The sequence below is a fragment of the Pseudomonadota bacterium genome (assembly GCA_030859565.1).
GTDB lineage: Bacteria > Pseudomonadota > Gammaproteobacteria > JACCXJ01 > JACCXJ01 > USCg-Taylor.
In genome coordinates this window covers 1-13,326 of sequence record JALZJW010000109.1, presented here as the reverse complement: position 1 = coordinate 13,326, position 13,326 = coordinate 1, and the positions used below count along the sequence as shown (strand labels likewise).

Sequence of the window (13,326 nt, the reverse complement as noted above, 5' to 3'; positions counted from 1 at the left end):
CTACCTCCCTTCGCTCGCGACGGTTCTTTCAATCTCTCAGAATGACGAACCATGGTGCGCATCACATTTCAGCCATCCGTTCGGCGAGGATCGAGCGCTGGGCGCGAATGAATTCGAGCACGAAAGGATCGGCCGGACGCTTGAGCAAATCGTCGAGCGCTCCGTGTTGAACGACCCCGCCATCACGCATGAGCACAATCTCATCGGCGAAATACGCGGCCTCGTTCATATCGTGGGTGACGAAGACGACAGTCTTGCCAAGCTCGTTGAATATCGTTTTCAACTCAGCTTGCAGCTCGGCCCGGACGATGGGATCGAGCGCGCCGAGCGGTTCGTCGAGCAACATGAGCGGCGGATCAAGCATCAGCGCCCGCATGAGTGAAATGCGTTGGCGCTGCCCGCCCGACAACTGCTGCGGATAGCGCGCGAGCGCATTCTTAGGAATGTTTACCAGCGCGGACAAGAATTCGACGCGCTCAGCGATCCAATTCGCGGGGCGTTTTAGAAAACGCGCAAGCAAACTGACGTTCTGCTGCGCGGTCAAGTGCGGAAAAAGCGCGCCGTCCTGGATGACGTAGCCGATTGCGTGACGCGCCTTGTCAGTGTTGCCGGCAGTCAGCCCGACTCCGTTGATTGCTATACGCCCGCTGTCGTACGAGATCAAACCTGCAATCAGCCGCAGCAAGGTTGATTTGCCGCAGCCGCTCGGCCCGATCAACACCGTCGTCGCTCGCGTTTGGAACGTGAGCGTCGTCGGCAGCAGCGCGGCTTGCCCGCCGAAGGTTTTCGAAATGTTCTCGATCGATATCATGCGGCCCCCAATGGACAGCCATGATAATGTACGGCACATCGACGAAGAAGCGCGACGCTAGCGTAGTGTCTCGTAAATAACGGGTCGCGTTTGCCCCGTCATTCCGGGCGAAGGTGCGAAGCGCCGGAGACCCGGAATCCACAAAAGACGCTGGATTCCCGCTTCCGCGGGAATGACGAAGGGGGTATCGACGGATTGGTGACTGTATAGGTATTTCAGAGACGCTACACTAGCGACCCATGAGTGATTCGAGCAGATCTATCCAAACCCAAGTGCCGGCGCGGCTGGACCGGTTGCCCTGGTCGCGCTGGCATTGGCTCGTCGTCATCGGTCTCGGAACGGTGTGGATCCTCGACGGGCTGGAGATCACCATCGTCAGTGCTGTCGCGGGGCGCATCACCGAGCCTGGCAGCGGGCTTGTGCTTTCCGCGTCTCAGATCGGTTTTGCGGCTGCGATCTACATTGCCGGCGCGGTCACCGGGGCATTGTTCTTTGGCTATTTGACTGACCGTTACGGGCGCAAAAAACTCTTTCTCATCACGCTCGCGGTTTATCTTGCAGCGACCACGCTGACCGCGTTCGCGTTCGACGCCTGGTGGTTTTACCTCTTTCGCTTTCTCACCGGCGCCGGAATCGGCGGCGAGTATGCGGCGATCAACTCCGCCATTGACGAGCTAGTTCCCGCACGAGTGCGCGGGCGGGTCGACCTCATGATTAACGGCTCATACTGGATCGGCACCGGTTTCGGCGCCGCGCTTTCAGTGGTCTTGCTCGATACGAGTATTTTCCCCGCCGATGTCGGTTGGCGGTTCGCCTTCGGTCTGGGCGCGATACTCGGGCTCGGCATCCTGCTCGTGCGCCGCAACGTCCCGGAGAGCCCGCGCTGGCTATTTATCCACGGTCGCAAACAAGAGGCCGAAGAGCTGGTCACTACAATCGAAAAAAGGATCGAGGCGGAATCGGGCAGGCCGCTTCCCAAACCGCAAACGACGATCACGATTTGCCCGCGCGAGACGATCGGTTTCGTCACCATCGCGCGAACGCTGTTCACGCTCTACCCGAAACGCTCCCTGTTGTGCTTTTCGCTGTTTACCGGCCAGGCTTTTTTGTATAACGCCATCTTTTTCACTTATGTTCTGGTGCTGACTACATTTTATGGTGTTCCCTCGGGCGACGCGCCGCTCTATCTGATTCCGTTCGCTATCGCCAATTTCCTCGGACCCGTGCTGCTCGGACCACTGTTCGACACGGTGGGAAGGCGCGTGATGATCTCCGGAACGTATATTCTTTCCGGAGTGTTGTTGACAATCACAGGTTATCTCTTTACTGAAGGCGCACTGACTCCGTTGACTCAAACCGCGGCGTGGATGGTCGTGTTCTTTTTCGCATCGGCCGGAGCGAGCGCGGCTTATCTGACCGCCAGCGAAATCTTTCCGATCGAGACGCGAGCGATCGCGATCGCTCTTTTTTACGCGATCGGGACTGGCGTGGGCGGGATCGCAGGGCCGCTTATATTCGGGAATCTCATTGAGTCCGCCGAGGCCGCAAACGTACTCATCGGCTACCTGATCGGCGCCATTCTCATGATCGCCGCAGGACTGATCGAAGCGTGGATCGGAGTGGATGCCGAGCGCAAAAGCCTCGAAGATATTGCTCGACCGCTCACTGAGGTGCAGGAATGAGAGCGGCGCGGCCGAAGGACCTCACGTTTGAGATGGAGGATCGGCCGTTGCGCTCAAATGGGGTTCCATCTCCGCATCCATTTGCTGGCGACAACAACGGACGCTGTGTGCTCAGCCGCAGTGCGGCGAGCCGCCGTACCGCCGGAATTACACGACCCATCAGTAACCTTAACCGAAGCGTCGCCCGTGAAGCCTTTCGCTGCGCCCTAGATCGATAGTCTATCTCCCTGAAAATGAACGCTCATCGCCAGACATTTGAACGTATGGCACAGCGGTTGCCGATTGGATAGACAAATTTCCAAGCCTTGCTATTGAAAGGCAGGGTCGGAGGTCATCATGAATCGGGATGACTTCCACCATACTATTGAGAACTCGGTCGAAATCTATCACCAGGTGATCCGCGAAAAAGAGCTGCTAGCACGGCAGCTCTACTGAGAGAGGTTGTGAAAAAACCGTCGCGAGCGAAGGGAGGTCGCGTTCCGCCGGAGCGCAGGAACCGGAGTGTATGCTGAAATACATGAGGATTCCGAGCACCGCCGGAACGCGAGATCCCGAGCGCAGTAGGTTTTTTCACAACCTCTGAGACGGAGGCCCGTTTAACATCATGAGCCGGAGGTCAAGCTTCTACCGACCAGCTTCCGTACAGCAGCTGCTCCTCATTGTATTTTCCCTGATCGTGCTCCCGCTGATCTTGGTGCTGATCAGCGCGAAGATGGCTTTAGACCGTCTGGCGATACAGAGTCGGGAGGCGGTAGTACAGACCGTGCGCAGTGTCGAGGCCGGCCGGATGTTGCTCGAAGAGGTCACGGCGCTGGAGCGCAACGCTCGCCAGTTCCAATCGCTAGGCGACCCTAGCCTATATAAAATTTACCTCACGCAGCGGGATCGATTAAAGCAGTCGATCGCCCAACTTGGCCAACAAGATCTCCATGCCTCGCAGCGCGCAAGGCTGAACGAGCTGGTGGCGGAAGAGCAGCGCTTCCATGAGATTCTGCGCACCTCGAGCTCTGATCCCCCGGCACTGCAGCGGGCACTTGGGCAGCTCGCCTCCCTGAGCCAGCATGCCCGGTCCATCGTCTCTAAGACCAGCAAGACGATCGGGCGCGAGGTGGAAACCATGCGGGCAGGGGCTGCTGGCGTGCAGCACTTGCTCTTCTGGCAGGCGGCTGCCGTAATCCTTGCGGTGGTGGCGATCGCGGTAGTAGGTACCGTCCTCATTGCGAGACCGATGCGGCGGCTCGAGCAGACGATACGTAGACTCGGACAGGGGGACTGGTCGGCGCCCGTCGAGGAAGGCACCGGGCCGCGAGACCTGGAGGAACTCGGGCGGCAGCTGGATTGGTTGCGGGTGCGGCTTTTGGATCTCGATGGCCAGAAGACCAAGTTCCTGCGCCACGTCTCCCACGCGCTGAAGACCCCGCTCGCTGCCCTGCGCGAGGGGGCCGAGCTGCTGGTCGACGAAGCAGTGGGCAAGCTTAACACAGCGCAGGCCGAGATCGTGCGGATCCTTTGTCAGAGTAGCATCGAGCTGCAGCGGCAGATAGACGAGTTGCTGAATTTCAGCGCTATTGCCCAGGCCTCGGATCTGTCTCTTAACAACCGCCCGATCCCCCTCGGCCGCTTGGTCGAAGAGGTCATCGATGGCCAGACGGTAGAGCTGCGGGCGAAACACTTGCGGGTGGAAAAGCTGCTCGACTCAGCCTCGGTGAACGGGGATAGCGAGCGCCTCCGCGTGGTCTTAGATAATGTGCTGTCCAACGCGATAAAATACTCACCAGAGGGCGGAGAAATTCGGATCGTGCTCCGGTCCCGTGCGGGGAAGGTGGTGCTGGAGGTCCAGGACCAAGGGTCTGGAATTGCTCCCGACGAACGCGATAAGGTCTTCCATCCCTTCTACCAGGGTCGCGCGGCGCCGAGTGGGAACCTCAAAGGCACGGGCCTAGGCCTTGCCATTGCCCAGGAGTTCGTCAAGGCGCACCAAGGCAGTATCGAGGTGGTAGATGTGGACGCTGCGGACAGCGGAGCCAGGTTGCGGGTCATCTTGCCCTTGGAAGAAACCAAACCCTAGATCGAGGACGGTCGTCGCCATGATTAGCGCCTGTCGAGCCCGCTTAGTGATACCTATCGTTCATATGGTCTTCTTGCTGAGCAGCTGCGGCACGACTGGTTCGGTGGTCGAACGCCACGCAGGCACTACCCCGCCGTCAGGGCAATTGTCGACTCTGGATTTAGGGCTAGTGCGTAACGGCCCGCAGGCAAAGGTCGATGTGTCCTCACTCCTCGCTTATGTGAGATGGCTGCGAGCACAGTCTCAGGAGGCACATAAGCACGAGCTCAGGCGCGTGGAAGATATCTTGGCCCGAGAATATAGCCCCTTGGAGCAGCTGCGGCTGGGACTGCTGTTACTGCTTCCCAAAACAAGCTTCCAGGACGAAGCCCGGGCCCGTCAGCTGCTCCGCCGATTGTCTGCCGGGCGCGTCCCTCAAGAGTATCTGGGCTTGTCGGAGCTTCTCCTCGTTCTTCTCGACGAACGCGACGCGCAGGATCAGGCCTACGCACGGTTGCAGCAGCGGTGGCAGGCCGAACAGATTCAGCACCGGACCCTGCAACGGCAACTGAACGCCATCAAGGCGATCGAGAAGACCATCACCGAGAGGAAAAGGCCGCCAACGCTGCCTTTAGACGATGTCGAATAAAGCGCGGATCCTGTTGGTCGACGATGATCCGGGACTCTTGCACTTGCTGCGGATCCGCCTGACCACGACTGGCTATGAGGTCGAGGCTGTCGCGAGCGGCGAGCAGGCTTTAGCGCGCCTATGTGTCTTTAGGCCCCAGCTCGTGATCACCGATCTGCGTATGGAGGGCATGGATGGAATGGCTCTGTTTGCGCTCATCCACGCGCAACACCCCACCCTCCCGGTGCTGATCTTGACGGCGCATGGGACGATCCCCGACGCCGTGGGAGCAACCCAGCGCGGCGTCTTCGGTTACCTGACCAAACCCTATGACAGCAAAGAGCTGCTCGAGTGGGTCAACAAAGCCCTGCGCATTGCCGCCGCCACGCGTAAACCGGAGGAAACCGACCTAGCGGACTCTCACTGGCGGCGCGACATCCTCACCCGCAGCGCTGCCATGGAGGCACTACTCGGCCAAGTGTGGCAAGTCGCCCAATCGGAGGCGAGTGTGCTGCTTCAGGGGGCAAACGGCACCGGAAAGGAATTGCTAGCCCGCGCGATCCACCGGGCCAGCCGCCGGACGGGTCGGCCTTTTGTTCCTGTCAATTGCACCGCGATCCCCGAATCGCTCCTCGAATCCGAGCTGTTCGGACACAACAAAGGATCCTTTACCGGCACGATCCGCGACCACCAAGGCCTGTTTCAGGCAGCCCAAGGCGGGACGTTGTTTCTGGACGAGATCGGAGACATGCCGCAAGGCGTCCAAGCGAAGCTATTGCGATCCTTGCAAGAAAAAGAGGTGCGGCCGGTGGGGTCGACGCGCACCCTGCCCGTGGACGTCCGCATCATCTCGGCCACCCATCGCGAGTTGGAGCAGGAAGTCGCGAACGGCCGGTTCCGGGAGGATCTCTATTACCGCCTGAATGTCGTGAGGCTGACTATCCCGCTGCTGTCAGAACGCCGCGAAGACATCCCGCTCTTGGTCGCCCATTTCCGGAACAAACTTCAAGGGGACGCCGAACAGCGGGTCAGAGGATTCGCGCCCGAGGCCATGGAACTCCTCATCGAGGCACCTTGGCCAGGTAATGTGCGGCAGTTGCAGAATATCGTGGAGCAAACACTCGCGCTGGCTACCACCCCGATCATCCCCGCCTCCCTGGTGCAATCGGCCCTGCGCGAGAAACCGGCCGAGACGCTCTCGTTGACTCACGCTCGGGAACGCTTCGAGCGCGAATACCTCGTGCGACTGTTGCAAACCACGCAGGGCAACGTGAGCCACGCCGCGCGCCTCGCCCGCCGCGAGCGTAGCAAGTTTTATCAGTTGCTGCGCCGCTATGACTTAGATCCCGATCGGTTTCGCGCCTCGGACTAGGGCGTGTCCACGGGGACACACCTGGGTTGTCTCGAATTATCAGCCAGTTGTCGAATTCAGGGCCTCGGCTTATGGCCGGCCAGCCACACTTCGATCCTCACGCGGCCGCCGTTTCGCTGCCGAAGGATTCTTCTATCCTCTTGAATGCACAACAGAACTTTAGAGAAGCCGGGACCTGGTACACGGTTTGACACAAGTGTTCTTGAGGCGGCGTCGCCCGCCGGTTGTGAAAAAAAACTGAACCTTGACTTTTAAGGAGGTCACCATGAAGTTAACCACTACGTTTATTCCTGCCGCGGTCGTCTTACTGTGCAGCTCCGGCTTAGCGATGGCAGAAGAGCAGATGGACCCGGTGAACCCGAGTGCCATTCCGCAAGAGTCGACAACACCCGAAGGATCGGCAGCGGCGGTCCCTGAGTTTAACGAACTGGACGTGGACCGCAATGGAGCTATCAGCGCTTCGGAAGCCGCGGCCTTTCCGCCCCTCGTCGATGTGTTCCCCAAGGCCGACACGAATACCGATGGCCTGTTGAGTCAAGAGGAATATGCGGCCATCGTGCCTAAGAGCGAAGGCGAGGGCAGCTAAACCGCCTCTGGATCCGGCAGTCTCGCTGCTGGGAAGGACCGACCCGCCCGGGCCGTAATCTGACGGCCTTGCGGGCGGGTCGTCCAGGGCACCAAACAAGCTAGACGACGGTAAGCGGTAAGCTAGGCAAAACGGAGGTACCACATGAACCAATTACTGATCCCAACCGCGGCGTTGGTTGCGTTGCTGATGGCCGGTTGCGGGGACTCACCCGACTGGCAAAAGAACACTTCGGATCAGGGCACTGCGCCGACTGCACCTGACACTTCCCCTTCAGAGAGTAAGGGATCGATGCAGTGACCTCGGAGTGATGATGGAGTGACTCCAAGGAAAGAGAGTCACTCCACACCTTTTGTACCTTGCTCTCACCCATTCGTAGAGAGATCAATCCGAACCGCCCGGGAAGAGCTGCTCGATCAGTGGGATCAGCTCGACCTTGAGCGAAAGCACCGCGAGCCCCCGAAGCACCCATCACCACGCTTTGCCGCTGCTCCGTCGCCCGCCAGCGGCCTCAATCCACCCCTGTGGGTGCGCAATCTGCCACTTTCCATATCCTGACGCGTGCTTGTAAAATCTACGCACCGCGTTGGATGTCCTATCCCGTTCACACAGGATGCGAGCTTGGGCCTGAACATCGATAGAGATCATTTCGAAGAAGACGACTACGCGCGCTTTTCGCAGCGTCTGCGTGAGGACATGCGGGCGCTCGCCGAACTCCTTTCGCGAGAAGGCTTCGGGGTCGGCGCGCCGTCGCTCGGCGCAGAGCTCGAGATGTCGATGGTCGGAGCAACGTGCCGCCCGCGGCCGATCAACGAACGCGTGCTCGCCGACACGTGCGACCCGCGCATCACGGTCGAGCTCAACCGCTTCAACCTGGAGTGCAACACGCTCCCGATCGCGCTGGCGCGGACACCGTTCTCCTCCCTCGGCAAGCAGCTCGACGAGTGTCTGACGCGCCTGCGCGCCATCGCCAGGACGCACGATGCGCGCATCGCGCTGACCGGCATCTTGCCGACGCTCACGGCCGAAGACCTGGAGTCCTCGGCGATGACTAACCTGCCGCGCTATCGCGCGCTGTCGACCGGCATCCGCCGCCTGCGGCGTGAGCCCTTCCACGTACGCATCGACGGCGAGGACCCGCTCGACATCCACTGCGACGACGTCACCTACGAAGGTGCGAACACCTCCCTTCAGATCCACCTGCGGGTGAACCCTTCCGAGTTCGCCGCGGTGTACAACGCCGTGCAGCTCGCCACCGCACCGGCGCTCGCCGTGTCGGTCAACTCGCCGACGTTCCTCGGCCACCGGCTGTGGGAGGAGACGCGCGTAGCGCTGTTCAAGCAGGCCGTCGACGATCGTCCGCCCAACCACGGGCCGCGGCGCGGCGTGCCGCGCGTGTGCTTCGGTCTCGGTTGGCTGAAGCGCGGCGCGCGCGAGCTGTTCGAGGAGAGCGTCGAGCTGCACGAGCCGCTTTTGCCGGTCATGAGCAACGAGGACCCGGTCGCCGTTACGCGCGCGGGTGGCATTCCGTTGCTCGGCGAGCTGCGGCTTCACCAGGGCACGGTGTGGCGCTGGAACCGAGCCGTCTACGACCCGGCGGAAGGCGGCCATCTGCGCATCGAGATGCGCGCGCTGCCCTCGGGGCCGACCGTCGCCGACATGATGGCGAGCGCGGCGTTCCTCGTGGGCCTCGCGCTCGAGCTGTCGCGAAGCCCCGCGCTGCTCGATTCCGTCCTCTTCGAGGTTGCAGAGTGCAACTTCTACCGCGCCGCGCAACACGGCCTCGCCGCCGAGCTGCTCTGGCCGCAGGGTAAAGGGCTGCTCGCGATCGGCGCGCGCGAACTCGTGCACGAGCTCCTGCCCGTCGCCCAGCGCGGGCTCCTGCACGCAGAAATCGACGCCGGCGAGTGCGATCGGCTGCTGGAAATCATCGGGCGCCGCGCCAGCACCGGACAGACCGGCGCGCAATGGCAGCGCAGCCGACTCGCCGCGCTCGATGACAAGCTCGGGCGCAAGGAGGCGCTCGCGCGCATGCTCGGCGAGTACCTGGACCACTCCGAGCTCGGCGCGCCGGTGCATACCTGGCCGATCCCATGACGCGGCGGATCCAGTTGTTGGACGAGGCGCGCCTCGCGCACCTGCCGGGCAGCGTCGAACACTGGTTGCGCGAACTCGATCGCGCCACGCTGCTGCGCGTTCCCGGGCGCGACCGGACGCGAACTCGGATCGTCACGACCCTGCTCCATGGAAACGAGCCGAGCGGCATCCGCGCGGTTCACGCCTGGCTCCGCTCCGGCGTCGCGCCCGCAACCGACGCTGTCTTCTACATCGGCTCGGTCGAGGCCGCGCTCGCCGCGCCTCCGTGGTCGCACCGCGCATTACCGCACGCCCGTGATGCGAACCGCTGCTTCGCGCCGCCGTTCGGGGGGATCGAAGGCGAGCGCGCGCGGGAGCTGATCGAGCGGCTCGAGGCGGCCAGACCGGAGGCACTCGTCGACCTGCACAACAACAGCGGGCGCAGCCCCGCGTACGGCGTCGGCACGGTCGCGGATGCGGCTCACCTGGGCCTCACGGGCCTGTTCGCAGATCGCTACATGCTGAGCGATCTGCGGCTCGGAACGTTGATCGAAGCGACCGAGCGCTTCACGGCGAGCATCGTGGTCGAATGCGGGCGAGCTCAGGACCCGGTCGCCGACGCGGTCGCGCTCGCCGGCCTCGAGCGCTATCTGTCGGTCGAAGACCTGAGCGTGCGCGCCGAGCGGTGGCAGGTCATGGAGATCCTGCATCGTCCCATTCGCGTTAGGATCCACCCCGACGTGCGCCTCGCGTTCGGTGACGCTCCGGTCGAGGGAGCGAACCTCACGGTGCGCAGCGACATCGACCGCCACAACTTCGACCCGGTCGAGCCCGGCATCGTGCTCGGATGGCTCGGGCCTCCGGGCATGTGGCCGTTCGATGCCCGCGGCGGCGACGGCGTCGAGGTGAGCGCTGAGCTGTTTACGAGCGCGGATGGGCTCGTGCGCATCCGGCGCGCGATGGTGCCGGTCATGATGACCGTGTCTGCGGCGATCGCGCGCAGCGATTGCCTGTTCTACGCCATGCAGAAGCGGTGACGGATCGGAGCCGAACTCGACAGCTCGGTTGGCGATCCCGTTGCCCCGATTTGCCCTCCACCTTTTGTGATCGTAGTAAACACGGACGCTTTTTGCGAAAATGCCGCAGCGCAGACGCACGTGCCGATTCAAGTCGCCGGCTCTACACCAATAAGGGACTGTGGTGACCGCTTCTTCCTTTAACTCACCCCTGGAATTACGGGAAATCGCAGCAATCAGGTATTTCGTCAATGACGTTGACCGTTCCATCGCTTTCTACACGCAACACCTCGGTTTCAAGATCGATCGTCAAATGGGTCACGCGATTGCCAACGTTTCGCGAGACGACCTTAATTTTTGGCTCAGTGGACCGGAGAGCTCTGTTCTCGCCCGACAAGAGTCTCGCCATGTTTGAATCCCGGCTACTTCGAGGATCACTAGAGAAGTGCTTTTAGCAACCTAATCTAAGGAGGTTTCAGGACTGTCCCATGCCGGTTCCCTAGTACAGGGCACGTGACACCCCAAAGCCGTCGCGTTATGATTCCCGCGTTTTCGCCTGGAGTGTCGAGCGCTCGAACAAGAAAATGCTACATGTTTTGGCGCGCAGCTCCGGTAGAAAACAACGTATCTTATTGTTTTTATGGGTGGCCAGGGACGGAATCGAACGACCGACACAGGGATTTTCAGTCCTTGATAGAATCGTTTATATTCAATATCTTAGGTGAGTTTCCGGTCTGCAATATCGTTAAATATCGCCTCGTAACGCCCTTGTTTCGCTTCGTACCGCATCGGTTTTGCGGACCAACATCCGGTGCGGTAAAACTGCACGTCGCGGCCGGGCCTCCCACCACATTCCTGCCTGCGTAGAATGCACTACTAACGTCGCATTATGCTACAATTGTGGCACTACCTATTAACCTGAGGAGGTGAGTATGGGTATCCCCATCCGTATACACGAGGACATTTACGAGGATGCGAAGCGTGTCGCAACGGCCGAGTGTCGCTCCGTTCCCCAGCAAATTGAGTATTGGGCTCGCCTCGGTAAGTGCGCCCTTGACAATCCTGACTTGCCGATTGAGTTCGTACGCGACGTATTAATCAGTAAGCTCAGCGATCGGTCATTGGCCGAAGCCTTCGAACTCGAGGGTGGACGTGCGTAATATTGCGGTCCGGCAGATGCCTGCTTTCAAGCAAAAGTATAAGAAATTGCATCTTAACCAGAAGGCGGCGGTAGATGATGCTATTCGAGCCGTTGTTAAGGACCCTCTGCTGGGGGATGTTAAGAAGGGAGATTTGGCTGGCGTGTACGTCTACAAATTTGATGTTGTCGGCCAGCAAATGTTATTGGCATATGAGTGGGACCCGACGCAACGTCTTTTACTGGCATTAGGGGTACATGAAAACTTCTATCGTGACATTAAATGATCAATTTTCGATGGGCCGGGAATAGTTGCGCACCACAGGTAGGAGATGGCTATGTTTCCCTCTGCCCAGAGCTAGACATTGCCACCAGGGCGAGACTTGCCCCATCATTCGTCAGTCCGGCGTACCGCCGAGCGAGTTCGAGCTATGAGGTTGTCGCCCAACATCGGGATTAGAGGCGCCAGGCCTACGGGGCCCCTTCAAGTTTTGTGCTTATACTGTTTCTGTCCACTATCCGCGCCCGATGGCCTTCGGGTAACAGCGACTTCAAATCGCTCGCCCGCAATTCAATCTGCGCCCGGTTCGGCATCAAAACATAAAGGGGTCGTAGACATGTGAGAATCTTTCGCAGTTGTCACCGGCTCCTTTCCTCCTCCTTTCTTCAACCTACCGTTCATCTATATTCCATTCGCGGTTACTACCCCTCGATTTCCATAAGGTGATCGGCCAAGGCGCCTTCAAGAGCAAGGAAGGATGGCTCGATAAGGACGGCCGGGCATTCACGCCCGAGGAATATTTCAATCTCGGCGGCAAGACCAAGTGGTACGGCGCGATTTTGTTCCTCGGGGTGGTCGTCGGCGCTCATCTATTCTATGTCCGCGGCATGGGCGTGCAACCCGCGACCAGCGCGCCCCAGACGATCGAAAGGCAAGGTGTCGCACGAACGTACGCGTGGATCCAAAAGGCGGAGATGCCAACGCCCCGCACCGAAGTCACCGCATCGGTGCTCAACGGCAAAGTGTATGTCATCGGAGGATTCGATGGCTTCGCAAGGACCCTCGCGACGGTGGAGATCTATGATCCGGCCGCGGACCCGCTTACCCGCTGTTTCGCAGAAGAGTGCTGAGGGTTGAGGCCGACCCGACGCACGCATTTCCACGTACACCAGCCACTGCTACACAGCCATCCGCACTATCCAGACATTCACCTTTGAAGGTTCTGCAAGAACTGCTCATGGACCTTCGGGACGAGATTGCTACACTTACTGGCAAGCGACGTAAGTCGCGTCAAGTGGATTGGCTGCGGGAAAGTGGCATTCCCTTTCACGTTAATGCTTGCGGACGACCAGTCGTTACCCGGGCGGCTGTCGAAGAGCGAAAGACAGACTCGGACAAAAACACCGGAGTTTGGCACTCAGCAGTAAGGAAAATTGTAGTTCAAAGACATGGGCAGAAGGCCTTACAAGAACCTCAATTTGCCACCGCGAATGCGGGCACGGATTAAGTCGAGCGGGCGAGTTTTCTACTATTACGACACAGGGAAGCGGCCCCGCCGTGAGATTCCCCTCGGTTCGGATTACGCGATCGCAATAAAAAAGTGGGCTGAGCTTGAGACTGATGCCAAACCTGGCCACCTAGAGATCATCACCTTTCGCTATGTCGCTGAGCGCTACCTACGCGAGGTAGTGCCCACCAAGTCCCCGGCGACCCAAAAAGATAACCTACGGGAGATCTCGCGCCTTTACAAATTTTTTGATAATCCGCCTGGAGCAAATCCAGCCAGTGCATATTCGCCAGTACCTAGACTCGCGCAAGCAAGCTCCCGTCCGTGCAAACCGTGAGAAGGCTCTTTTCAGTCATATATGGAACAAGGCGCGCGAGTGGGGTTACACCGACAAGCCCAATCCTTGTCAGGGCGTCCAGGGACACAAGGAAAGCGGGCGCGACATCTACGTCGAAGACCATG

12 protein-coding genes and 1 pseudogene are annotated in these 13,326 nt (G+C 60.0%); 12 read left to right on the top strand and 1 reads right to left on the bottom strand.

Translation table 11 applies throughout. The features are described from left to right. Positions 1-61: 61 nt before the first annotated feature. On the bottom strand, positions 62-811 hold the full coding sequence (locus M3436_15055; protein ID MDQ3565382.1) for an ATP-binding cassette domain-containing protein: 750 nt from the start codon (positions 809-811) through the stop codon (positions 62-64). A 239-nt stretch (positions 812-1,050) separates the two neighbouring features. Here M3436_15055 and M3436_15050 point away from each other — a divergent pair. From M3436_15050 to M3436_14995, 12 genes and pseudogenes are all read left to right on the top strand, one after another. Next, positions 1,051-2,524 (top strand): annotated as a pseudogene (locus tag M3436_15050) (MFS transporter). Between the two features lie 645 nt (positions 2,525-3,169). Next, the gene (locus M3436_15045; protein ID MDQ3565381.1) at positions 3,170-4,561 is read left to right on the top strand and encodes an ATP-binding protein; all 1,392 of its coding nucleotides are present in this window, start codon (positions 3,170-3,172) and stop codon (positions 4,559-4,561) included. Positions 4,562-4,625: 64 nt separating this feature from the next. Then, the gene (locus tag M3436_15040) at positions 4,626-5,189 is read left to right on the top strand and encodes a hypothetical protein (GenBank protein ID MDQ3565380.1); all 564 of its coding nucleotides are present in this window, start codon (positions 4,626-4,628) and stop codon (positions 5,187-5,189) included. Then, positions 5,179-6,540, top strand: a complete 1,362-nt coding sequence (locus M3436_15035; GenBank protein MDQ3565379.1) for a sigma 54-interacting transcriptional regulator — start codon at positions 5,179-5,181, stop codon at positions 6,538-6,540. The genes M3436_15040 and M3436_15035 overlap by 11 nt, the downstream gene beginning before the upstream one ends. Positions 6,541-6,805: 265 nt before the next feature. Next, entirely contained in the window at positions 6,806-7,126 is a 321-nt protein-coding gene (locus M3436_15030; GenBank protein MDQ3565378.1) for a hypothetical protein, read from the top strand. 621 nt (positions 7,127-7,747) lie between these two features. Continuing rightward, complete coding sequence (locus tag M3436_15025; protein ID MDQ3565377.1) at positions 7,748-9,223, top strand: glutamate--cysteine ligase; 1,476 nt, start codon at positions 7,748-7,750, stop codon at positions 9,221-9,223. Then, positions 9,220-10,239: a succinylglutamate desuccinylase gene (locus M3436_15020; protein ID MDQ3565376.1), complete on the top strand. Its 1,020-nt coding sequence runs from the start codon at positions 9,220-9,222 to the stop codon at positions 10,237-10,239. Before M3436_15025 ends, M3436_15020 begins: the two co-directional genes overlap by 4 nt. 911 nt (positions 10,240-11,150) lie before the next feature. Beyond that, complete coding sequence (locus M3436_15015; protein MDQ3565375.1) at positions 11,151-11,378, top strand: ParD-like family protein; 228 nt, start codon at positions 11,151-11,153, stop codon at positions 11,376-11,378. Positions 11,379-11,394: 16 nt separating this feature from the next. Beyond that, on the top strand, positions 11,395-11,643 hold the full coding sequence (locus tag M3436_15010; GenBank protein MDQ3565374.1) for a type II toxin-antitoxin system RelE/ParE family toxin: 249 nt from the start codon (positions 11,395-11,397) through the stop codon (positions 11,641-11,643). Between the two features lie 436 nt (positions 11,644-12,079). Beyond that, positions 12,080-12,487: a kelch motif-containing protein gene (locus tag M3436_15005; GenBank protein ID MDQ3565373.1), complete on the top strand. Its 408-nt coding sequence runs from the start codon at positions 12,080-12,082 to the stop codon at positions 12,485-12,487. A 107-nt stretch (positions 12,488-12,594) separates the two neighbouring features. Beyond that, complete coding sequence (locus M3436_15000; protein MDQ3565372.1) at positions 12,595-12,864, top strand: DUF4224 domain-containing protein; 270 nt, start codon at positions 12,595-12,597, stop codon at positions 12,862-12,864. A gap of 248 nt (positions 12,865-13,112) precedes the next feature. Then, on the top strand, positions 13,113-13,326 hold a 214-nt coding region (locus M3436_14995; GenBank protein ID MDQ3565371.1), incomplete at its 3' end, for an integrase.

Bases quoted from the DNA above. Each gene is read 5' to 3' on its own strand.
- M3436_15015 (MDQ3565375.1), top strand. From the start codon at position 11,151: ATGGGTATCCCCATCCGTATACACGAGGACATTTACGAGGATGCGAAG.
- M3436_15000 (MDQ3565372.1), top strand. From the start codon at position 12,595: ATGGACCTTCGGGACGAGATTGCTACACTTACTGGCAAGCGACGTAAG.
- M3436_15035 (MDQ3565379.1), top strand. From the start codon at position 5,179: ATGTCGAATAAAGCGCGGATCCTGTTGGTCGACGATGATCCGGGACTC.
- M3436_15040 (MDQ3565380.1), top strand. From the start codon at position 4,626: ATGGTCTTCTTGCTGAGCAGCTGCGGCACGACTGGTTCGGTGGTCGAA.
- M3436_15055 (MDQ3565382.1), bottom strand. From the start codon at position 811: ATGATATCGATCGAGAACATTTCGAAAACCTTCGGCGGGCAAGCCGCG.
- M3436_15010 (MDQ3565374.1), top strand. From the start codon at position 11,395: ATGCCTGCTTTCAAGCAAAAGTATAAGAAATTGCATCTTAACCAGAAG.
- M3436_15030 (MDQ3565378.1), top strand. From the start codon at position 6,806: ATGAAGTTAACCACTACGTTTATTCCTGCCGCGGTCGTCTTACTGTGC.
- M3436_15020 (MDQ3565376.1), top strand. From the start codon at position 9,220: ATGACGCGGCGGATCCAGTTGTTGGACGAGGCGCGCCTCGCGCACCTG.